Here is a 21,046-nt window from a genome sequence, read left to right on the forward strand (position 1 = left end):
GAAAGTTCTTGCTTTTTCATACTCGTCTCTTTGGGGAAATGTTAAAAGACAGAACTGATTGCATCCAGTTCTGTCTCTCTCTAAATAATATATCTTGTTATGCAGGCAATTCTACAATAAACGTAGTCCCTTCATTCTCTTTACTTATCACCTGAATGGAACCGCCATGCAGATCGACAATCGTTTTGACGATGGATAATCCGAGACCCGTCCCGTCGATTGTTCGGGTACGCGCCTTGTCCGCACGGTAAAAGCGCTCAAAGCTCTGTTCTATTTCAGAATTACTCATCCCTATTCCTGTATCCTTAAACGTCACGTAAACAAATTGCCCTCTTTGTTCAAGTGAAAGTTCTATATTACCATTTGGCTTATTGTATTTAATCGCATTAGATAATAGGTTATCCCACACCGTATTCAGTAAGGATGGATCGCCGACAATTTTTATATCTGGCAGAGAGTAACTAAGCATAATCTCTTTCTCGCTTACTGCCCATTGGTAATGTCGTACCAATTCCTTAATTTGCCCGCCAACATTAAATCGTTTCTTTTTTACGATATCCTCATTTCGATCTAATGAAGCGAGAAGCAATAATTGTTTTGTTAAGGTAGACAGCCTCCTAATTTCACCATTAATGATTGATACATACTGTTTTCTATCTTCTAGACTTATGAGTTCATTTTCTAAAAGGCAGGTGTATCCTTTTATATTCGATAACGGCGACTGGATATCATGAGATATATTAGAAATGAATTCCTTTCTCATCTCATCCATTTGTTCTAATTTCCTTGCCATTTGTAAAAAACTTTGTGAAAGCTCTCCTAACTCATCATGGCGGTTAATTTCCAGTTCAACATTAAAACGACCGTTTGCCAGTGATTTTGTTGCTTTAGTCAGGGTGGATATCGGTTTAACTAAGTACTTCGTATTAATAAGGACCATCACAATGGACAACGTAATCGACAAGACCAGGATCCAGCCAAATAGAACATGCATCTCGCCGAAAAGAAATTTTATATCAGGCCGCACAAATAGAGCAAAGGTTTTTCCGTTAAATCTCAAGGGAACCCCAATGGTATTCTTTAGTTCATTGGCAAAAAAGCCTGTCACAAATGTTTGCTGTGGAAAATCAAGAATCCCGTGAAAAACATGACCGTTTAAGACATACTTTTCAGTTGAACCTGACAGACTTTTGTCCCTGAATGGCTCGCCAAAAAAAGTTCTGTATCCCAGAGGATCGACGAGGCATATTTGGTATCCCACTGAAGAGGTGCTATCCAAATACTCTTTCAGGTTAATCTCAGGATGTTTTTCAGCAAAGTCAGCAATGTCCAGCGCGACTTTTGTATTTTTTCTATCATTAAAAGGCTTTAGCTTTTGTTGATAATAGATATTGGAGATGATAAAAGCCAAGATAAAGCTAATCAACATCATGCCAATGGTGATAACAATAAATTTCACATAAAGGGACTTCATGTACGTTGGACCTCCAAAAGATATCCCACACCGCGTACTGTTTTTATTTGAAAATCATCTGTCAACTTATAGAAACGCTCCCTTAATCTTTTAATATGGACATCAACTGTTCTTTCGTCCCCTTGAAAATTCAATCCCCAAATCTGTTCAATGAGATGTTCTCTGGAAAACACCTGCTTAGGATTCGAAATGAAAAAAGCTAATAGTTCAAATTCCTTTAGGGGTAAAAGAAAGGTTCGGTTCCCAATCTGAACCTCATAGCTCCTTTTGTTGATCGTCGTACTGCCAATGCGCAGAATCGATTCATCTGCTTGATGATCATATCGCCGTAACAACGCTTTAACACGATAGCTTAATTCCTTAGGTTCAAAAGGCTTAATAAGGTAATCATCCGTGCCAGCTTCAAATCCTTGCTCTTTGTCCTCAATTTGATTTTTGGCCGTTAAAAGAATGACAGGAATATCGTATTGTTTTCGAATTTCTTTCGTTAGGGCATAGCCATCCATGAAAGGCATCATCACATCGACGACGGCCAGATCACATGCTGCCTTCTTTAATATTTCCAGCCCTTCCATCCCATCTTTTGCCTGGAATACTTGATAACCCTGTTCAGATAAATGAATCGTTACAAGCTGTAAAACATTGATATCATCATCAACAATTAAAATATTGGTCATGAATGCTTCTCCTATAAAAATGAAAATGTCTACAAAAGATTAAACGACACTTTGCAAAATCTGTCCATCACTCATTTTAATGACATGATCGGCAAATGAAAGCATTTCTTCGTCATGAGTGACCATTAACGTCATTATGCTTAGTGTTTTCGTTAAATTTCGGATTAACGCCATCACATCTTTAGAACGTTTTGAATCCAAACTTGCCGTAGGTTCATCCGCGAAGAGAACCTTTGGTTGATGAATTATGGCACGGGCAATGGCAACTCGCTGCCTTTCCCCGCCGGATAAAGAGGACGGATAGGCGTTTTTGCGATGGTCCATTTCCACTAATTTTAGTATTTTGTTAATTTCCTTTTTATGTTTACGTTTATTGATTTTTGATTCTGATACCTCCAACATGAGCATCAGTTGTTCTTCAACGGTGAGAAAAGGAACCAGATGGGCAAATTGAAAGACAAAGCCAAATTGAGTTGCCCGGATTTTTCGCACTTGTTCTGAACTCATTTTCGCTATATTATTTCCTTCGAATAGGACTGCTCCGTCCGATGCGGGCTGAAGACCTGCCGCTATGGTAAGGAGTGTGCTTTTACCAGATCCGGACGCTCCAACTAATGCTGTTACCTCTCCTTCCCTAAGAGAAAGATTCACTCCCTTTAAAATCTCTTCCTCCACTTCACCATTTATAAACGTTTTTCGAACTTGATCGATTGTAAATATCGTCATTTTATCCCTCTCCTTGCTGAATCGCTTGTAATGGTTCTATCTTTTTAATCTGAACACCGGAAAGCGTAGCTCCCATAAAACCGATTACTAGGAAGACAATCGATAATTGTACGGTTGTTTCCTTGGTTAAATGGAAAGGCATTCCTTCAGGCGCCGCCAGATTAAACAATTGGCTCAGGGTAATCGACAGACCAAGCGCAATGATGGTGATCAACACCATTTGGGTCCACATCATTTGAAACAAAGCGCTTGTTTTCACACCAATGGCTTTTAAAATACCATATAAACCAATTTTTTGAACATTCATCATGTAGAAAAAGATCGCAAACAACATTCCGCTAATCACAACTAAAAACCAAATAATCATATTCAGAGACATCTGTTCTGCTTTATAACTCGGAATGGTATTAAGGAACTGATCCTTTGAAAAAGCTTGTAGACCAGTGTCTTGTTTTGAATCTCCCGGTATGAAAATAAGTTGCATTTGGTTAGTCCGGTAAATTTCTTGGTAGTCCTCCATATTGATATACGCGACGGGTGCATGGCTGTATTTACTGTGATCTACAAAGCCTTTTACAATAAACTTGCCATCGTACTGGTTATTCGTTAACGTATCACCAATTTTTATCCCATCCTCTTCCATAGAACGGTCCAGTACGACTTCTCCTTTTTTTACATGTTGAAACCACTTCGATTCGGTTGACGTAACAAAAGCGACGCTTCGCTGCTTATCATCAGGTTCATTCAAAAAACCCATTTGAATTGAAAAGGCTGCAGCGGTTTGGTGTTTGTCTAGTATTTTCTTTTGGGTGCCGCTATTAATTCTTGATAGATTATAGGTTTCGTCTGCTTCTTTCGTCATATAAAAGTGGCCATTTGGCAAATCTTTAATTAAGGCTGCATTATCTTGGGATAAACCGTTTGCTAAACCAGAGATGATAAACGTTAATAAACTAACCAGAAAAACGATGGAACCTAAAATCAAAAACCTTCCTTTATTTTTCTTCATTTCTTTCCAAGCAATGTTCATCTTCTTCATACCCCCAAATTCCTCTTTGACATCCTTAGTTTATAATCCGTTTGTGAACGGACGATGAACAGGAAATGACATTTATCTTTAGATTTTCTAGCACACTGAATTAGGTATGTAAAAAGGATTGGCGGTAGAATTCGCCAATCCTTTTATCTATGTGAAAACATCTTATTTTTGGACAAGCATAAGATGAAATAACGATCATTTCTACTGAAAGGGATGTTCAGCCGTGACTTATAATAGATTTAGACTAACCGCTTCACTATATGCCTTAATGTCCATTAGTTTTTGGGGAGTCTCATTTGTATCGACCAAGGCGGTTCTTGGAAAGCTTGACCCCTATTCATTACTCGTTCTTCGTTTTGGAATAGGAGCCTTATTTCTTCTGTCGTTATTACTCATACAGCGTATCCGGCTAAAAGTCTCGATTCAATATATTCCCCATTTAATGATATTGGGCATTCTTGGGGTATTTGTGCATCAAGTCCTACAAGCGACGGCATTGCTGACGATCAATGCGTCTTCTGCTGGATGGCTCATTTCACTTTCCCCCATCTTTACGGTTATCTTGTCCATTCTCTTTTTGCATGAGAAGATGAGTATGACTAAGGCTGCGGGTATGGTGCTGGCTATAACAGGTGTGTTGCTGGTCACAACGACAAGAAGTGGACAATCCTTTCACATTACCCTGAACATTGGCCTTTTTCTCATGATTCTGAGCACATTGAACTGGGCTGTTTATTCGGTGCTAATAAAATCTTTAAAAATTCCTTATTCCCCTCTTTTAGTGACATTTTATTCTAGTTTACTTGGCTTGATTCTTACCACTCCTTTTATCATCCGGAACAGAGGGTGGGAATCCCTTTCACTCCTAACCCATACTGAGTGGGCGCACTTATTGTTTCTGGGGGTTTTTGTTTCTGGCGTTGCCTATTGGTATTGGGGGAAGGCACTTGAAATATTAGAAGCTTCAAAGGTTTCGATGTTTTTATATTTAGAGCCTCTCTCTACTTTAATTGCAGCGGTTTTGCTTTTAGAGGAAAAAGTTTTATTCATAAGTGCTGCCGGAGGAATCATAATTATAATTGGAGTCATTGTCGTTAATGGTCAGCTTGTGCCTCTGTTGTTCAGCCTCTTTAAGAATAAACGCCCATAGGAGGATAGCTTTATGACTTTGACAAGTAGGATTAGGAATGTGTTGGATCCCTTAAAATGCCCATCAAAAGCCGAGTTGAAAAAAGCTTTATTACAATTAGATCTGAAACTTGATGATCTTGCTGGCTTACCGGAACCATCCGAGGGAAAGCCTTACAATAGGAAGCTTCTTTATAAAAATGAAGAAGTCGAGATGCTCGTGATGAATTGGTCTCAGTTGGAATGCGCCCCCCATGATCATGGCAATTCCCACGGCTGGATACAAGTCCTCTCCGGCACCTCCCTGAATTCGGTTTATGAGGTGAAAGGAAATGGCCTGCCATTTGAATTGTTCCATGAATACCATCATAAAGGGAAACATTTTTATGCACCGAAAAAAGCCATCCATAAAATGAAAGCTTCTAACTATACCAATTTGGTCACTCTCCATCTTTATTCCCCTCCCATTACCGGTATGATTGTCTATGATTTAAAAAAATGTGCGGCTTGCGTTGTTTCTGACGACTGCGGAGCATGGTGGCCTGACGAACAATATCAGAAAGTAAAAGAGATAAAACTAAAGATTGATGCTGTATTTGATAAATGACTAGGAGAAGAAGGCAACTACACGAGCTTTAAGGGCACCCCAATTGTTCAACACGACAAACAATTGGGGTGTCTTTTTATCGAGAATCGTTCATCCGATATGAACGATTCTCTCTTTTGCTGCCAGATACTCTTGATATAGCTTGTCAACGAATTCTCCTGCACCAGTGACCTCATTAATGACTCCGATTCCCTGGCCGGATCCCCAGATTTCCTTCCACGCTTTCGGCTTTGATGATCCATCGGAGAAACTCATCTTAGATGGATCGCTTTCTGGAAGGGCCTCAGGATCCAATCCAGCTTTCCGGATGGATGGAGCCAGATAGTTTCCATGGACACCTGTAAACAAATTACTATAAACAATATCGTCAGATGTAGAATCAACGATTGCCTGCTTATATTCATCAACAGCATTCGCTTCATGGGTCGCAATGAAAGGCGATCCAATATAAGCAAAATCAGCCCCCAGCGCTTGGGCTGCTAATACCGCATTACCATTGGCAATCGAGCCGGACAAGGCAAGGGGACCGTTGAACCATTGGCGGATTTCTTGAATCAATGCAAATGGGCTCTTCACGCCAGCATGACCGCCAGCACCGGCAGCAACAGCAATCAACCCATCTGCCCCTTTCTCGATTGCCTTGTGTGCAAACTTGTTATTGATCACATCGTGCATCACAATTCCACCGTAACTATGTATGGCGGCATTAACATCCTCACGAGCCCCAAGGGAAGTAATAATGATCGGAACTTTATACTTCTTACACAATTCCACGTCATTCTCGAGCCGATCATTAGACCTGTGCACGATTTGATTAATCGCGAACGGGGCAGCAGGCCGGTCCGGATTCTGTGCGTTGTACGCTGCCAGTTCTTCTGTGATTTCTGCTAACCATTCATCGAGCATGGATGCAGGCCTGGCATTTAGTGCCGGCATAGAGCCAACAATTCCTGCCTTACACTGTGCAATGACTAGTTTCGGATTACTTATGATAAAAAGAGGTGCGCCGATTACAGGAATACGCAACCCTTTAAGTATTGATGGAATATTTGACATGATCACATTGCCTCCATTTGAAAATTTATTTTCTTAATACTGATGCTGTACTAAACTGACCATCCGTTATGATTAATGCATTTAGCTGTCCTCCAAAAGCACATCCTCCATCGATGCCGATTACTCGGTTCGGACCAAAATATACATTATTATGATTATGTAATCTTCTAGTTGGTGTATGGCCGAAAATGATCGTTTCACAACCTTTATACTCATAAATAAATTCATCACGAAGATTGAGAAACTCAACTTTGGTCGTGCTTTCCAATCCTTTTTTTGGATTAATTCCTGCGTGAACAAAAATCAATTCTGACTCCTTTTTATATAATGGGAGCGATTGTAAAAAGGAAATTTGTTTACGAAAACAATCTATGATGGTGTTTCTTACTTCATTTTCTTTTATTTGGTTATGCAGCAATTGAGAATATTCAACACTGTCCATTCCAAGTCTTTGCAGGCAGCTATTAATCGTAGCCATTCCGCCAATTCTGCCATAGTAGAAAATGATTTCTTTATCATCCAGCCATCGTAAAAATAAATCATCATGATTGCCTAGTAATGCCGTTGCACCTTGGCCGCACCAATCTATTACCTTATCTACTACACCCATACTATCTGGTCCGGAGTCAATATAGTCTCCTAGAAAAATAACTTCATCTGGTCGAGCTTTGGTCTTTTGCAAAAGAAGATCAAGCTCCGTTGAACAACCATGAATATCCGATATGACTATTTTCCTCATTTTTCACCTCTCTTAAAAATTGCTAATTTATTGAAAAAAAGGGTGAACCATAAATTAACTTTGATTTATTATTTCAACATAATAGGCATGAATTCCTCTGAATTTTCTAATTTTTATTTAGGAATCGATGTTTACATTTTGAACGGGGCCTTAGTAAAAAAATAAAGATGAGGCACGTAAGCCTCATCAATGCATAATATTTATTGAAATCCTTGGCGCTCCAAATCAAGGAGTTGTATCTTCATCTCTAATCCGCCTCGGTAGCCGGTCAACGAGCCATTTTTTCCAACAACACGGTGGCATGGCACGGTAATTAACACCGGATTAGCACCAATTGCCGCGCCAACTGCTCGAACAGCGGCGGGTTTATGGATATTGTTTGCAATGTCAGAATAGGATTTTGTCTCTCCAAACGGAATATCACAAAGTGCGTTCCAAACAGCGACTTGAAACTCTGTACCATGAATATCATACGGGACAGAGAAATTTTTTCGTTTCCCCTCAAAATATTCCATTAATTCGGCTGCATAAGGCACTAGCTTTTCCCGATCCTCCACGAGAGAGCTGCCTGGAAATCGTTTTCCTGCCCAAGCAACCAACTCCTCAAACGGTTTATTCTGTGAGCCAACGAAACAAAGTCCTTTCTCTGAAGCCGCAAGATTTAATTTCCAATCTTTAAATATAAACTGTGACCAATATATGGGGGTTTTAATTTGAGCCTTCATTTTTGAGGTACCTCCGAATTACTTTGAAATTGTCGATATTGGGCAGGAGTGTATCCTATCGCTTTTTTAAATAAGGTAACAAAATAGGGGATATTAGGTATCCCTACCGCTTTTCCAATCTCAGCAATTGCTAGGTCAGACTGAAGCAATAAATTTTTCGCTGTATTTAATCTGATATGCTGGATATATTCTACAGGAGTTATGTTGGTAATCCTTTTAAAAGTCCGATGCAAATGATAGGGGCTACCATGGCTCATTTCTGCCAATGTTTCTAGCGTCAGCTTTTTAGGATAATTCTTATCAATGTATTCTGTAATGAACGCAATCCATTCGTTATCAGGTAATCGCTCATTTGTCGGCTTGCATCGTTTACACGGACGAAAATGGGCCGATAGTGCTTCTTCTGCGTTTTGAAAAATTCGGACATTTTCCTTTTTAGGAATGCGCGATTTGCATGAAGGCTTACAGAAAATCCCTGTGGTTTTAACAGCATAGAAAAAGTGATTATTATACGATGCATCGTTACTGATTATGGCATGCCACTTTTCATCGGTTATCATTTCACCGTTTGAATCCTCATTTTTCATATTGTCCTCCACCAGCGTTTTGTTAATATCAATATAACTCTTTTTCGATTTAAAAAAAGCATATTTGGATATAAAAGCAAGATAATGAAATTAAAAACGCACTGGCGGAAATTTCTCCAGTGCGTTTACTTAGAATATTAAAGTTTTTTCTTCATTTGAACCTTAAATTCCAATCGTTCAATTCAGATCTAGAGGCCGTAAATTTTCTTCAATTTCTTTTCGACTAGGCTCTAAAAATGGCGGTAATGCTAAATTTTGACCCATTGTTTCCATAGGTTCATCGGTTGCAAACCCTGGTGTATCGGTTGATAATTCAAACAAAATACCATTTGGCTCTCTGAAATATAACGCTTTGAAATAAAAACGCTCTACCTTGCCTGAATTTGGCAGACGGTTATCCTTTAGGCGCTGAGCCCATTGATCGTATTCTTCTTCATTCGGAACCCGAAAAGCAACATGATGGACTCCTCCACGGCCTAACCGAGTTCTTGGCAAATCGGGCCTTGTCTCAATATGAACTTCTGCTCCGCTGCCTCCTTCTCCAGTTGCATAAACCAGGATTTCTGGGAACTCCCCTTCAAGAGATGGATAAGAACCGACAAAACGAAAACCCATGACTTCCGTAAGGACTCCAATCGTTGGTTCAGAAATTCCAACAGTAAGTGTTACTGGCCCTAAACCTATAATGGCATGTTCTGTTGGAATATCATCCCGCTGCCAAGGAATACCTCCTCTTACACCTTTTTCACCGTTATCTGCAACAAGCATTAATCGAGTTTCATCAAAGTCTCTGAAAGCTAAAGTATCACGTTGAGCTCTTTTTTCAATTTCACCATGTTCAATTCCATAGTGGCTAAAACGTTCCTTCCAAAATTCCAATGAATTTGTACTTTTAACTCTTAAAGCGACTGTAGAAATTTCAGAAGTTCCTCTGTAAGAATTTCCAAGTCCAGGGATGTCAAAAAAGGTGATCTCCGTACCAGGTGTTCCTTCTGCGTCTGCATAAAATAGATGGTATGACTTTGTGTTATCCTGATTGACTGTTTTTTTCACCAGCCTCATTCCTAAAATTTTCGTATAGAATTCATAATTTTTTTCGGCTTTCCCGGTCATAATTGATATATGATGTAATCCTAATAGTTCCATTATTTTCACTCCTTCTTAGATATTTATTTTATTTTTTCGTTTTAGATTTAGTAATTATTTAACTCGAATTAAAATATCTTGAATATGAGATAATAATAATACGAATAAACTTTTGTGTCAATAGGTATTGATTCTTTTTATTCAATTTCATTAAATGAAACGACAAAAAACGTTCCAATCTTTGTTTTTCGATAATAGATTTGCTCATAAATACTCAACAAAAGGGAATATCCATCGGATTTCATAAGAAAGTGACGATGAAAACTCAGCATACCTTGAAAGGAAAGTAAAAAAAGATATTGAATTTATAAACCTATACAGGGAAAAACCCTATTACAAAATCGGAAAGGTTGTGAGTTTATGAGACTTCTGAATGTACAGCCTAAGAAAAACTTCAGCTACATCTTCGTTCAATTTCCAGGAATGAACATGAATGTCCCAATGCTCTCGAACGATGAGGGAAAGGCGGTGAATGATGATGTTGCTTTATGTATCCAATTAACTAGCAAAGGGAAGGTTGCTGATTTATATCTCGTCCGCACCCAAAGTATTAGACCCTTTGACTTTGAAGAAATTGGAGCAAAAGCAATATTTCGAGTCATCAAGCAACAAGAAATCTCTTCAGACTCACAAACGAACAAATCCGAAGAATTCGTCACGTTTATCACGGATGAAGCAGCGGTTGTCCAGAAGAAATCGGAGACAGGCTATCACTTCGTCTTGGTATTAAATAAACGTGAAATCGGGATTGTCGCTTCGATTGAAGAAGAAGTTCTTCAGACGGAGATGAATTTATCGCAGCTTAACGAGAAAGTAGAAGTGCGCAATATGGAACGCACTGTTAGTAAAAAAAATAAGGCTGTCCTAGAAAGGAGAGTCAAAAAGAGGATTTTCTTGGGAGGCAGTGTCTTCCAGTCTGATGTAGTTCTTGATCAAATCCGAATACTTTTGGAGGGCGTAAAAAGAAAAGTTATAGTATTTTCTCCTGCCGCGTTAGATTTCATCGGTCCAGGTGATCAGAACCATCCAATTTTAATTATGAGGAGGTGTTGATTAGCATTATCCATTACGGAATAAAAACTTCATATTATTAATAATATCGAAACACAAGGATTAATAGGATAATCCTTCTCGATAAAATATAAATGAGAAAAGAAATTAGGAAAGGGACAAATAAGTGAGAAATTTAATATAGAGACTTAACCATGGGGTTAAGTCTTTTTTACTTTAATTGAGTACTAACAAAAATCCCGCTTACCATGAAGCGGGCTTTCTGTTATGAGGTTTGAGGACGAAGCTTTGATTCTCGTTTTTTCCTTAATATTCTTTTTTCTATATAATAGGTAGGAATGATGATGGCTGCCCATATTGCAAAATAGTTAAGGACGACGAGAAATGGATTGCTGCTGCCCCCATGTCCCTCTTTTCCATGGAATTTTCCTTCACGAAAATCTCCGTTAGGCGGTGCTTGATTTGTATTCGTTGTCGTTGTATTCCCTTGGTTCGTTGTGTTCCCATTATTGGTTGCCTGCTCACTTTGCTGCATTTGTTTCGGCATAAATTCACCGTTGCTAGGCGTTGCAGTTGAGGCAAACCATTGAATTCCACCCGCCAAAATAGCAAGGGATAGAATAACTGATGCTAAAACACCCTTCCTAAGTTTTCCTTCCTTCGATTTAAACGCTTTTTTACAAATACTCATGATCCATTGCCAATGTACCCCAACATGTAGACCAACTAAAGCTAATGTTACATCAGCAAAAAAACCGTGAAGTTCACGGATTGTATGACTTCCTTCAATGGCGAGACTTGGTAAAACCACCCTAGAAATAAGTATCCCTGTTACAATGACAGCTGCCATTGAAATTAAAAGGAGGATATTTAATAAGAAACTAAATCGCGTTTTTTTTGGGAGTATTGGATCTAATATTTTTTTGGTTGTATTGATCACCCATTGGTAGTTCAAACCTATATGGACAAGGATTGCAACTCCTATTACCAGACCAGCTATTTCATGAATCGGTAAACCGTCTAATACTCTTGGATTCATTAGAAGCACAAACGTAATAGCCATCAACAAATCAAGGACAATTTTTGTATAATTCTTTTTCATAATTAATCCTCCGAATTTAAATAGTAACCTTTAACTGATTCCCATTATATTTGGATAACCTTAAGATAAACTTAAATTCAAAGTTAATTTTCGGTTAAAAAAGTGAATTAAAGGACGTTATGTGACTGAAACTTGGGTCAAAAGAGGATTTCGGTAACGCAGAAAGGGTCTACGTGACTGAACTCTTAAACAAAAGTGGATTTCGGTAACGTAGAAAGGTGCTACGTGACTGAATACGGAATCAAAAATGGATTTGGGTTACGTAGAAAGGTGCTACGTGACTGAACATCGAATCATAAGTGGATTTCGGTAACGTAGAAAGGGTCTATGTGACTGAATACGGAATCAAAAATGGATTTCGGTAACGTAGAAAGGGTCTATGTGACTGAACATCGAATCATAAGTGGATTTCGGTAACGTAGAAAGGGTCTATGTGACTGAAGACCGAATCAAAATTGGATTTCGGTATCGTAGAAAGGGTCTACGTGACTGAACACCGAATCAAGAGTGGATTTCGGTATCGTAGAAGGGATCTACTACGAAACTGAATCTAAGATTGTAAAGTTTTCTGCCCTCGCAGCAAAAAAAAGCGACTTTATTGTCCGCTAATTCCGGAATAAAGCCACTCTTTTGGAAAATAATTACTTAAATTTAATACACATCACGCTGGTAGCGCCCTTGACCCTTCATATCATCCAGATAAGCCTGAGCTTCATCACGAGTCATGCTTCCTTCCTTTTCTATTACGGTAAGAAGCGCTTCGTGGACGTCTTTTGCCATATATTGCTTATCTCCACAAACGAAGAAGTAAGCTCCACTTTCCAGCCAAGCATACAATTCCTTACTGTTTTCAAGCATTTTATGCTGAACATATACCTTCTGTTCAGAATCACGAGAGAACGCAGTATCTACTCTTGTCAATACTCCATCTTTTTGATATTTCTCTAACTCATCTTGATAAAGGAAATCTGACGCTGCATGCTGGTCTCCAAAAAACAGCCATGATCTGCCAGGAGCTTTATTCACTGCACGTTCCTCGATAAAGGAACGGAATGGGGCAATTCCTGTACCAGGACCAACCATAATGATATCTTTCTCTTGGGACTCTGGAAGATGGAAGTGTTTATTTGGCTGAACAAATACTGAAAGCGTATCCCCTTCTTGAACACGTTCTGCAACTAAAACTGAACATACCCCTTTTCTCTCGCGGCCGTGAGCTGTGTACCGAACTGCGCCGATCGTTAAATGCACTTCACCAGGATGAGCGGCAATGCTGCTGGCAATGGAATAAAGACGCGGAGTCATTTTTCTTAAAAGTGAAACAAACTCTTGTGCTGAAGCTTTCCATGGACCGAAATCACGGAACATATCAAGCAGATCGCGACCATTGGTATATTCTTTCAGCTGATTCGCATTTTCCACTAACACAAGCTTTTTTAGCTCTTCATTTTCTGTAAAGTCAGCTGCCTGTTGCAGGATTTTTTTCGATAATAGTGTGATTTCAAAATAAGATGTCAAAGCTTCTTTAAGTGGAAGTGTTTCACCCTGTTTATTAATGATTACACTTGCTTCTTCATCCCACGCCATCTCGTCTATTAAAGAAGCCACTAGTTCTGGGTCATTCATAGGAACAATACCAAGGGCATCACCTGGGACATAAGAAAGGCCTGATCCCTCTAATGATAGCTCAATATGACGCGTTTCTTTACTAGAACCTGCTCCATTTAAATTTACATTGTTGAGAACTTTCGCTTGAAATGGATTCGTTCTTGAAAATGGTGCTGCCGTTTTATCTTTTGGGTTTTCTAAAGTAATTTGCATAATCCTCACCTCAAAAAGTTTGCATTAAAAATTTTGTTAGATTATCATTCAAATTTTTGTTCGGTCCCCATTTGATCATTCAATTGCATTAAATAGGCATCCATCAACAGTATCTTATACATTTTCTAATAAAACAACTAATATATTCACATTTCCATTAAAAAGCTATTATTCTTATTTTACAACTAGATTTTTTAATTGAATGTGTCCTACATCACATCAGTGCTTTTGACTTTTCTTTTACTATACTTCCGCAAGTGTGTTCTTAATATCATAGTCCTTTTTCTTTTCCTCAAGCCATGTTGAATACTCTGTTTCAATTTTTTGCTCCAGTAATAACTCTTTGATTTCCGCCTTACTAACATCATAATTTGCTTCTTTTGCTTCCTTTTTAGCCTCTACCTTAATTATATGATACCCATATTCGGTCTTCACTGGGTCACTAATTTGGTTTACAGGGAGCGAAAAGGCAGCATTATCAAATTCTGTTACCATATCACCTTTTGAAAAATATCCAAGCTCTCCGCCTTGATCCTTCGTACTATCATCAGTGGAGTATTCTTTCGCTAGTGCCGTAAAATCACCGCCATTCTCAAGCTTTTGTTTGACTTCCTTGGCAGTCTTTTCATCGGCAACGAGGATATGGCTTGCTTTTACTTGCTCAGCCTGGGCAAACGAATCTTTATTCTCCTCAAAGTAGGTTTTTATTTCCTCTTCCGTAATCTTGATTTCCGGTTCGAGTAACTTCTTAATCGTCAGGTAATTTTTCATTTCTTCTTTAACTGCTGAAAGTTCAGTATTATTGCTTTCTAGAGCCGAGTTAAAAGCCTCCTCGCCTCCATATGATTCTTGTAATTTTTCAATCTGTTTATTTACATCACTTTCAGAAACGGTAATTTTTTGGTTTGTTGCCTCTGAAGCAACAATTTTATTTGCAATTAATTGGTCAACCGTTTCTGAACCATATTGTTTTACCATTTCATTATATAAATCATTTTTTGTTATAGCCTTTCCATTAATCGTTGCAATGGCATCGTCTTTTTTCAGAGCAAAACTAAGTATAATTGCTGATGCTGCAATTACTGCAATGATAACTAGTAAAATCTTTTTATTTTGTTTTATTAACGACATACCTTAAGTTCTCCCTTTCTTATTTGATTTCTATTTTTCTCTTACATCAATTGATAGTCTTATAATGAAGGGGATTCCTTAAGTTTCACTTAATAAAAATGGAGACAGAAAAAAACTGTCCCCCCAAAAAGAGACAGTTAATGTTTCCCAATTTTAGCGATTAAGGTTTTGCCTAAATGAGCAGTAACAATCCATTAAGGTTTTGCCTGCAATATTAGTAGCAATCCTTCATCTACTGATTTAATTATATTAATGATTATTCATTACATTGTTAACTTGTTTTAGTGTTAAATATCCAATTTGCGGGTACCAATCCATTTTACCATTTCAGGATCTCTATGTGAAAAGAACAAGCTCTCTTTCGTATCTAACGCAGCAATCCTCTCCATATCCTCAATGCTTAATTCAAAGTCAAAGATAGTAAAGTTCTCGATGATTCTATCCTTACGAACAGACTTTGGAATCGCAACGACTCCTTTTTGTGTCAACCAACGTAAAATCACCTGGGCAACGGATTTATTATATTTTTCCGCTATTGATACTAAAATTTCATTCTGGAACATGTTATTTCGTCCTTCAGCAAATGGGCCCCATGACTCGATTTGAACATTGTTCTCTTTCATAAATTTAGCATTTTCTATTTGCTGGTTGAACGGATGTGTTTCAACCTGATTAACAGCAGGGATTACGTCATTATGAATGATTAAATCAATCAACCGGTCTGGATGAAAATTACTTACTCCGATAGCCTTGATTTTACCTTCACGGTACAATTCCTCCATAGCACGCCAAGAACCGAATACATCGCCATATGGCTGATGAATTAAATATAAATCCAAATAATCCAATTGCAGTCTTTCCAGAGATTTAGCGAATGCTTTCTTCGTGCTCTCATAGCCAGTATCCTGAATCCAAAGTTTCGTGGTAATAAAAAGTTCTTCTCTTGGCACGCCACTTCGTTTGATCGCTCGGCCGACTGCTTCTTCATTTAGATAAGAAGCAGCGGTATCAATCAGACGATAGCCAGCTAGAATAGCCTCATACACACTTTGTTCGCATTCTCTTGCATCTTGAATTTGATAAACACCGAAGCCTAGAATAGGCATCTCAACACCATTGTTCAAAATTACTATTTGCATACAACATTCTCCTGTTTTATTTATATTTTCTGCTTTTATTTGCCCACTCTACTTGCGTATTCTCCTGGGTAGCGATCTCCCGCAATCTCAATCTTCGAGAGCGCATCATTCAAATCACTTAGTTCCTTAGGAGTCAGCTCTACTTCAGCTGCACCAAGATTTTCTTCCAGACGCTCCAATTTACGCGGGCCTGGAATTGGAACAATCCAATTCTTTTGGGCAAGCACCCAGGCTAGGGCGATTTGAGCCGGCGTTAAGTCTTTTACTACAGCAATGTTTTGGATCAATTCGACCAAAACCTGGTTCGCTTCGAGATTCTCCGGCTTAAAGCGAGGTACAATGTTGCGGAAGTCCGAGTTTACGAATGTAGCATTCTTATCAATTTTTCCGGTTAGGAATCCTTTTCCTAGCGGACTGAATGGAACGAAGCCAATTCCTAGTTCTTCGAGCACAGGCAGCAGTTCTTCTTCAGGACTTCTCCACATCATGGAGTACTCACTTTGAATGGCCGTCAGCGGATGAACGTCGTGTGCCCGGCGAATTGTTCCTACTCCTGCTTCAGAAAGTCCCCAATGCTTCACCTTGCCTTCCGTGATTAGGTCTTTGACGACTCCCGCTACTTCCTCAATTGGCACACTTGGGTCAACACGATGCTGATAGTAAAGATCGATCGTATCAACTTTAAGGCGTTTAAGCGAGCCTTCGACTGATTGCCTAATGCGCTCCGGTTTGCTATCAAGCATCTGCTTGCCGTTTTCCATTTGGATACCGAATTTTGTGGCGATGACCACCTTTCCCTTAAATGGTGCTAGGGCTTCGCCTACCAGCTCCTCATTCACAAATGGACCATACACTTCGGCGGTATCGAAGAAATTCACGCCCTGATCAATCGCCTTATGGATTAGGGAAATCATTTCTTTCTTATCTGCCGCTGGGCCATAACCATGACTCATCCCCATACAACCGAGCCCTATCGCAGAAACTTCTAATCCACTTTTTCCTAATTTGCGCTTTTGCATTATTTATCTTCCTTCCTTTTCTATTTTCAGTTGATGTTCATTTGTTCTTTCTACTCACTTATTATCCATCAAAGAAAATCATAATCGGTATCCCATTCGTCGCAAAAGATTGCCTAATCCTCTCACAACCACTTACGCATATAATAACGAGGCATTATAATAGAAATATGAAAACAATGAAATTAGGAGGATCGTATGTCTGAAAATTTATTTAAACAGCAGGATGAACTCGCTAAGCTTATTGAACGCCATTCAGGCATGGACGGTGTTCATGCTACCGATATTCCCTCTTTATTTTTCATTCGAGAGTCTAATGTTACCGAACCAGTTTACAGAGTATACAAACCTTCCCTTTGCATTATCGTTCAAGGCGTGAAGGAGGTATCTCTTGCGCAGGAACGCTTTCGGTACAGTCCTGCCGATTACCTGGTTGCATCCGTTGACTTGCCGGTTACCGGCCAAGTAATAGAAGCTTCCTCCAACGTTCCGTATTTAGCTATTAAGCTTGAATTTACACCAAGTCAAATCTTAGAGGTATTGAGTGATTCCGAAATTCGGGTTGGCCCAAAAGAAAGTGCAAAACGAGGTATGTTTGTCAGCAGGGTCGAGCCTTCTTTGTTGGATGCAGTAATCAGATTAGCTTTATTACTAGAAAATTCTAAGGATATACCGGTACTTGCTCCTCTTTTCAAAAAGGAAATTCTCTATCGGGTTCTGCAAGGGCAGCATGGATCTGTATTGGGGCAAATAGCAATAGAAGGAAGCTCTACTTTTCAAATTAGTGATGTTATCCAACATATCCTGGATAACTATGAGAGGGCTTTTCGCATTGAGGAACTTGCGGAAATAGCAAACATGAGTGTTTCTTCACTTCATAGACATTTTAAAGAAGTAACCGCGATGAGCCCGATACAGTTCCAAAAACAACTGAGACTGCAGGAAGCCCGTCGCTTATTATTATCCGAGTCAACAGATGCCGCTGATGTGGCATTCCGAGTAGGCTATGAAAGTCCATCGCAATTCAGCCGTGAATATTCCCGTATGTTTGGTTTTCCACCTAGAGAGGATATTAAGCGCCTTAGGGGGAAATATGACGATAAGATAAATATAAATGCATGAATCCATGCTCTTATGGTTAGACGAAATTCCATATCTTATTAAACAACATTAAGGAAATCCAAATGAAAAAAGAAATCGAGAGGAGAATTTTATGACAGAAACAAGTACAAAAAAAACTTCCTCAAAAAAGAAGAGAAAGATAACACATTTTCTCGACAATTTAAATTTCTTGCGTTTACTTAAATTAATCTTTCTTATTTTCCTATCCCTACTAATTGTCTATCTCTATTATTTGCATACAAAAGGAATTTTGATTTCCAATTTAACCTTACTGTGGAAATTACATAAGAAGGTTATTATGATTATTTTCGGGTTTGTATCATATAGTTTGGGTGTTTATTATTTGGGTTTTAGGAAAGGGAGAAAAGGCTAAAAGGAATGCAAATAAAAAGGGACGAATTGTCCCTTTTACGATTTTTTGCAAGATAACCCCCACAGCATCTGCTCTGGGGGTTATCTTATTTTTATAAAGCAATATAATTCCTATTTTTATTTATTACAATAGCAGCTACCTGTTGAATATTCAGCGGGTTGGCGAACGATTCCATTTTAGAATTATCGGACCAGGATTTTGCATTTCCGGCCCATGTATTGGTTGTTCCACAATAGGTTACTTGCCCGCCATGGCGGACAAATGTCTGTGCCCATTCCAACAAATTTTGTGGATGGTCGCTATGGAGAAAATCAGGTATGGACATCCCTAATTGTTCTGCAATCGTTGTTTCCGCCTCAGGATTGCCAATCATGGTTGCCAGTCTTCCTTTAATTAATCCATTCACACCCTCTCCATTAAAAAACATTGTCACTGGAGTTCCGTACCGCTGCAGGTATACCGCGGTCACAAAAGCTGAAAAGAAGTTAGGGTAAACCGATGTCTCAAAATTTGAAAAGCCGTTTCCTGCACTGTCTGGACCAGAAGATACATGTATTAAAAGTGGCTGCTGACTTTGAGCAGGTAAAAAATAACTCACTATTTCCCCTCCCGAAATTTAGCCTATTGCATTTTATGTGAATAGCTAATCATGGGTGTTTGGGAAAACTCTATTAATTGGATTCTTGTTATGAGTTATTCTTCACATTTAATTCAATAATTTGCACTAGTTCCTCAATAATATCGTTCAGTTTCATCATGCTTGTATCTTTCTTAAGAATATTAGAAGTTTTATACAGCAATATTTCCTCTTGCTCACTCACAAAAATGCCCCCATTCTTAAAATGATGAACTTTTCATTCCTAATGACCTTTAATACTCATATATGTAATTTACAGATATTATACATCATGCTACTTGTATATGTAAATTACATATATAAAATTTTTGCAAGAATTCAGAATAATGATAAATATCAAAAAAGGCCACTAATCAGTGACCTTTCATCAAGACAAAAACATGAAGTTAGTTAATTCCCTGCTCAATCATGGCATTTGCTACCTTTAAGAAACCTGCTATATTGGCACCGACAACCAGATTTCCTGGGGCATCATATTCTTCTGAGGCTTTCATACTCTTACTATATATATCTTTCATAATCACTTGTAATTTCATATCCACTTCTTCTTGTGTCCATGCTAACCTTGCACTATTTTGGGCCATTTCTAACGCTGAAACTGCAACACCACCTGCATTTGCAGCTTTGGCAGGTGCGAATAAAACATTATGCTCCATAAAAGTATCAATGGCTTCTAAGGTGGTAGGCATATTCGCTCCTTCTCCGACAGCCTTTACCCCATTCAAAATTAACAGTTCTGCTGCTTCCTTATTTAACTCATTTTGAGTTGCACATGGTAATGCAATATCGCATGGGATCGTCCAGATTTTTGAACATCCTTCTTGATATACTGCATCTGGATGTTCCTTGACGTACTCATTTATTCTTTTATTCTCTACTTCTTTTATTCTTTTAACCGTATCCAGGTTAATGCCATTTGGATCATACACATAGCCGTTTGAATCGCTGCATGCTAACACTTTAGCACCGAACTGTATGGCTTTTTCGATTGCATAAATCGAAACATTCCCCGAACCAGATACAACAACCGTACTTCCTTTAAAGCTTAATCCCTGAGAATTCAGCATTTCTTCTACAAAGTATACCGTTCCGTATCCTGTCGCTTCTTTCCGTCCTAAGCTTCCTCCATAACCAATGCCTTTTCCTGTCAGTACTCCTGCTTCATAAGCACCTTTTAACTTTTTATATTGTCCGAACATATAACCGATCTCTTTAGCCCCAACACCAATATCACCAGCAGGAACATCGATATCCGGCCCGATATGTCTGCTTAGCTCTGTCATAAAGCTCTGGCAAAAGCGCATAATTTCTAAATCAGATTTACCCTTTGGATCAAAGTCTGAACCGCCTTTTCCGCCTCCAATTGGCTGTCCTGTTAGTGAGTTTTTAAAGATTTGTTCAAAACCGAGAAATTTTATGATGCTTGCGTTAACAGAAGGGTGAAACCGCAGCCCTCCCTTATATGGTCCAATCGCACTACTAAACTGAACACGAAATCCACGATTCACTTGTACATTCCCTCTATCGTCCACCCATGGGACTCTGAAGATTATCATTCGCTCCGGTTCCATCATTCTTTCTAAAACTGCTAGTTTAATATAGATAGGATTTTTCACTAAGACAGGTACTAAAGAGTCAAGGACTTCTCTTACAGCCTGCTGAAATTCCCATTCATTTGGATTACGCAGTTGAACACTATTAATTAAACGATTGACGTATTCCTTTACAATTTGTGTTTGATTCTCTTCCACTCTTTCCATCATTTTCATATGTTTTCAGCCCCAGGTTAG

Annotated in this window: 21 protein-coding genes; 4 read left to right on the plus strand and 17 right to left on the minus strand. The window is 38.8% G+C overall.

The features are described 5' to 3' along the window. Positions 1 to 97 precede the first annotated feature (97 nt). From LC455_RS02785 to LC455_RS02800, 4 genes are read right to left on the minus strand one after another with little or no spacing between them, the layout of a single operon-like run. Positions 98 to 1,474: a sensor histidine kinase gene (locus LC455_RS02785; protein WP_223588026.1), complete on the minus strand. Its 1,377-nt coding sequence runs from the start codon at positions 1,472 to 1,474 to the stop codon at positions 98 to 100. Further along, entirely contained in the window at positions 1,471 to 2,151 is a 681-nt protein-coding gene (locus LC455_RS02790; RefSeq protein WP_223588027.1) for a response regulator transcription factor, read from the minus strand. Before LC455_RS02790 ends, LC455_RS02785 begins: the two co-directional genes overlap by 4 nt. A 39-nt stretch (positions 2,152 to 2,190) precedes the next feature. Further along, the gene (locus tag LC455_RS02795; protein ID WP_223588028.1) at positions 2,191 to 2,877 is read right to left on the minus strand and encodes an ABC transporter ATP-binding protein; all 687 of its coding nucleotides are present in this window, start codon (positions 2,875 to 2,877) and stop codon (positions 2,191 to 2,193) included. Position 2,878: 1 nt separating this feature from the next. Beyond that, the gene (locus LC455_RS02800) at positions 2,879 to 3,907 is read right to left on the minus strand and encodes an ABC transporter permease (protein ID WP_223588029.1); all 1,029 of its coding nucleotides are present in this window, start codon (positions 3,905 to 3,907) and stop codon (positions 2,879 to 2,881) included. A 232-nt stretch (positions 3,908 to 4,139) separates the two neighbouring features. On the opposite strand from LC455_RS02800, the gene LC455_RS02805 reads away from it, so the two are divergent. Together LC455_RS02805 and LC455_RS02810 are read left to right on the plus strand one after the other, a co-directional pair. Next, positions 4,140 to 5,066: a DMT family transporter gene (locus tag LC455_RS02805; RefSeq protein ID WP_317851394.1), complete on the plus strand. Its 927-nt coding sequence runs from the start codon at positions 4,140 to 4,142 to the stop codon at positions 5,064 to 5,066. 12 nt (positions 5,067 to 5,078) lie between these two features. Next, a complete protein-coding gene (locus LC455_RS02810) occupies positions 5,079 to 5,651 on the plus strand; it encodes a cysteine dioxygenase (protein WP_223588030.1) in 573 nt (190 codons plus the stop codon). A gap of 90 nt (positions 5,652 to 5,741) precedes the next feature. Here the strand turns inward: LC455_RS02810 and LC455_RS02815 are convergent, their stop codons facing one another. From LC455_RS02815 to LC455_RS02835, 5 genes are all read right to left on the minus strand, one after another. Beyond that, positions 5,742 to 6,707 carry an NAD(P)H-dependent flavin oxidoreductase gene (locus tag LC455_RS02815; RefSeq protein ID WP_223588031.1) on the minus strand — a complete coding sequence of 322 codons (966 nt, stop codon included), beginning with the start codon at positions 6,705 to 6,707 and terminating at the stop codon, positions 5,742 to 5,744. A gap of 25 nt (positions 6,708 to 6,732) precedes the next feature. Then, a complete protein-coding gene (locus LC455_RS02820) occupies positions 6,733 to 7,446 on the minus strand; it encodes a metallophosphoesterase (protein ID WP_223588032.1) in 714 nt (237 codons plus the stop codon). Between the two features lie 200 nt (positions 7,447 to 7,646). Continuing rightward, positions 7,647 to 8,171 (minus strand): methylated-DNA--[protein]-cysteine S-methyltransferase, encoded by a 525-nt coding sequence (locus LC455_RS02825; RefSeq protein ID WP_223588033.1) that lies wholly within the window; start codon positions 8,169 to 8,171, stop codon positions 7,647 to 7,649. Further along, entirely contained in the window at positions 8,168 to 8,758 is a 591-nt protein-coding gene (locus tag LC455_RS02830; protein WP_223588034.1) for a bifunctional transcriptional activator/DNA repair enzyme AdaA, read from the minus strand. The genes LC455_RS02825 and LC455_RS02830 overlap by 4 nt, the downstream gene beginning before the upstream one ends. Positions 8,759 to 8,935: 177 nt before the next feature. Continuing rightward, positions 8,936 to 9,904 (minus strand): ring-cleaving dioxygenase, encoded by a 969-nt coding sequence (locus LC455_RS02835; RefSeq protein WP_223588035.1) that lies wholly within the window; start codon positions 9,902 to 9,904, stop codon positions 8,936 to 8,938. Between the two features lie 360 nt (positions 9,905 to 10,264). On the opposite strand from LC455_RS02835, the gene LC455_RS02840 reads away from it, so the two are divergent. Further along, positions 10,265 to 10,957: a hypothetical protein gene (locus LC455_RS02840; RefSeq protein ID WP_223588036.1), complete on the plus strand. Its 693-nt coding sequence runs from the start codon at positions 10,265 to 10,267 to the stop codon at positions 10,955 to 10,957. A gap of 223 nt (positions 10,958 to 11,180) precedes the next feature. On the opposite strand, the gene LC455_RS02845 is transcribed toward LC455_RS02840, so the two are convergent. The 5 genes from LC455_RS02845 to LC455_RS02865 form a co-directional block, all read right to left on the minus strand. Further along, positions 11,181 to 12,017 (minus strand): DUF4405 domain-containing protein, encoded by an 837-nt coding sequence (locus LC455_RS02845; RefSeq protein ID WP_223588037.1) that lies wholly within the window; start codon positions 12,015 to 12,017, stop codon positions 11,181 to 11,183. Between the two features lie 651 nt (positions 12,018 to 12,668). Beyond that, the gene (locus tag LC455_RS02850; RefSeq protein WP_223588038.1) at positions 12,669 to 13,838 is read right to left on the minus strand and encodes a sulfite reductase subunit alpha; all 1,170 of its coding nucleotides are present in this window, start codon (positions 13,836 to 13,838) and stop codon (positions 12,669 to 12,671) included. Between the two features lie 243 nt (positions 13,839 to 14,081). After that, the gene (locus LC455_RS02855) at positions 14,082 to 14,969 is read right to left on the minus strand and encodes a peptidylprolyl isomerase (protein ID WP_263297657.1); all 888 of its coding nucleotides are present in this window, start codon (positions 14,967 to 14,969) and stop codon (positions 14,082 to 14,084) included. 287 nt (positions 14,970 to 15,256) lie between these two features. Continuing rightward, a complete protein-coding gene (locus LC455_RS02860) occupies positions 15,257 to 16,108 on the minus strand; it encodes an aldo/keto reductase (RefSeq protein WP_223588039.1) in 852 nt (283 codons plus the stop codon). A gap of 35 nt (positions 16,109 to 16,143) precedes the next feature. Further along, complete coding sequence (locus LC455_RS02865; RefSeq protein WP_223588040.1) at positions 16,144 to 17,127, minus strand: aldo/keto reductase; 984 nt, start codon at positions 17,125 to 17,127, stop codon at positions 16,144 to 16,146. A gap of 195 nt (positions 17,128 to 17,322) precedes the next feature. Here LC455_RS02865 and LC455_RS02870 point away from each other — a divergent pair, with 195 nt between their 5' ends. Then, positions 17,323 to 18,246, plus strand: a complete 924-nt coding sequence (locus tag LC455_RS02870; protein WP_223588041.1) for an AraC family transcriptional regulator — start codon at positions 17,323 to 17,325, stop codon at positions 18,244 to 18,246. A 464-nt stretch (positions 18,247 to 18,710) separates the two neighbouring features. On the opposite strand, the gene LC455_RS02875 is transcribed toward LC455_RS02870, so the two are convergent. From LC455_RS02875 to gdhA, 3 genes are all read right to left on the minus strand, one after another. Continuing rightward, positions 18,711 to 19,217, minus strand: a complete 507-nt coding sequence (locus LC455_RS02875) for a hypothetical protein (RefSeq protein ID WP_223588042.1) — start codon at positions 19,215 to 19,217, stop codon at positions 18,711 to 18,713. An 88-nt stretch (positions 19,218 to 19,305) separates the two neighbouring features. Next, the gene (locus LC455_RS31280) at positions 19,306 to 19,440 is read right to left on the minus strand and encodes a hypothetical protein (protein ID WP_263297658.1); all 135 of its coding nucleotides are present in this window, start codon (positions 19,438 to 19,440) and stop codon (positions 19,306 to 19,308) included. Between the two features lie 202 nt (positions 19,441 to 19,642). After that, positions 19,643 to 21,016: an NADP-specific glutamate dehydrogenase gene (gdhA, locus tag LC455_RS02880; RefSeq protein ID WP_440446379.1), complete on the minus strand. Its 1,374-nt coding sequence runs from the start codon at positions 21,014 to 21,016 to the stop codon at positions 19,643 to 19,645. Between the last annotated feature and the right edge of the window lie 30 nt (positions 21,017 to 21,046).

It is taken from the genome of Neobacillus bataviensis, from assembly GCF_019969725.1.

What these genes read in the sequence shown, in the direction of transcription:
- gdhA (WP_440446379.1), bottom strand. Translation starts at nt 21,016, where the DNA reads ATGGAAAGAGTGGAAGAGAATCAAACACAAATTGTAAAGGAATACGTC.
- LC455_RS02825 (WP_223588033.1), bottom strand. Translation starts at nt 8,171, where the DNA reads ATGAAGGCTCAAATTAAAACCCCCATATATTGGTCACAGTTTATATTT.
- LC455_RS02865 (WP_223588040.1), bottom strand. Translation starts at nt 17,127, where the DNA reads ATGCAAAAGCGCAAATTAGGAAAAAGTGGATTAGAAGTTTCTGCGATA.
- LC455_RS02860 (WP_223588039.1), bottom strand. Translation starts at nt 16,108, where the DNA reads ATGCAAATAGTAATTTTGAACAATGGTGTTGAGATGCCTATTCTAGGC.
- LC455_RS02845 (WP_223588037.1), bottom strand. Translation starts at nt 12,017, where the DNA reads ATGAAAAAGAATTATACAAAAATTGTCCTTGATTTGTTGATGGCTATT.
- LC455_RS02820 (WP_223588032.1), bottom strand. Translation starts at nt 7,446, where the DNA reads ATGAGGAAAATAGTCATATCGGATATTCATGGTTGTTCAACGGAGCTT.
- LC455_RS02790 (WP_223588027.1), bottom strand. Translation starts at nt 2,151, where the DNA reads ATGACCAATATTTTAATTGTTGATGATGATATCAATGTTTTACAGCTT.
- LC455_RS02840 (WP_223588036.1), top strand. Translation starts at nt 10,265, where the DNA reads ATGAGACTTCTGAATGTACAGCCTAAGAAAAACTTCAGCTACATCTTC.
- LC455_RS02870 (WP_223588041.1), top strand. Translation starts at nt 17,323, where the DNA reads ATGTCTGAAAATTTATTTAAACAGCAGGATGAACTCGCTAAGCTTATT.
- LC455_RS02810 (WP_223588030.1), top strand. Translation starts at nt 5,079, where the DNA reads ATGACTTTGACAAGTAGGATTAGGAATGTGTTGGATCCCTTAAAATGC.
- LC455_RS02795 (WP_223588028.1), bottom strand. Translation starts at nt 2,877, where the DNA reads ATGACGATATTTACAATCGATCAAGTTCGAAAAACGTTTATAAATGGT.
- LC455_RS02855 (WP_263297657.1), bottom strand. Translation starts at nt 14,969, where the DNA reads ATGTCGTTAATAAAACAAAATAAAAAGATTTTACTAGTTATCATTGCA.
- LC455_RS02800 (WP_223588029.1), bottom strand. Translation starts at nt 3,907, where the DNA reads ATGAACATTGCTTGGAAAGAAATGAAGAAAAATAAAGGAAGGTTTTTG.
- LC455_RS02815 (WP_223588031.1), bottom strand. Translation starts at nt 6,707, where the DNA reads ATGTCAAATATTCCATCAATACTTAAAGGGTTGCGTATTCCTGTAATC.
- LC455_RS02835 (WP_223588035.1), bottom strand. Translation starts at nt 9,904, where the DNA reads ATGGAACTATTAGGATTACATCATATATCAATTATGACCGGGAAAGCC.
- LC455_RS02830 (WP_223588034.1), bottom strand. Translation starts at nt 8,758, where the DNA reads ATGAAAAATGAGGATTCAAACGGTGAAATGATAACCGATGAAAAGTGG.
- LC455_RS02785 (WP_223588026.1), bottom strand. Translation starts at nt 1,474, where the DNA reads ATGAAGTCCCTTTATGTGAAATTTATTGTTATCACCATTGGCATGATG.
- LC455_RS02850 (WP_223588038.1), bottom strand. Translation starts at nt 13,838, where the DNA reads ATGCAAATTACTTTAGAAAACCCAAAAGATAAAACGGCAGCACCATTT.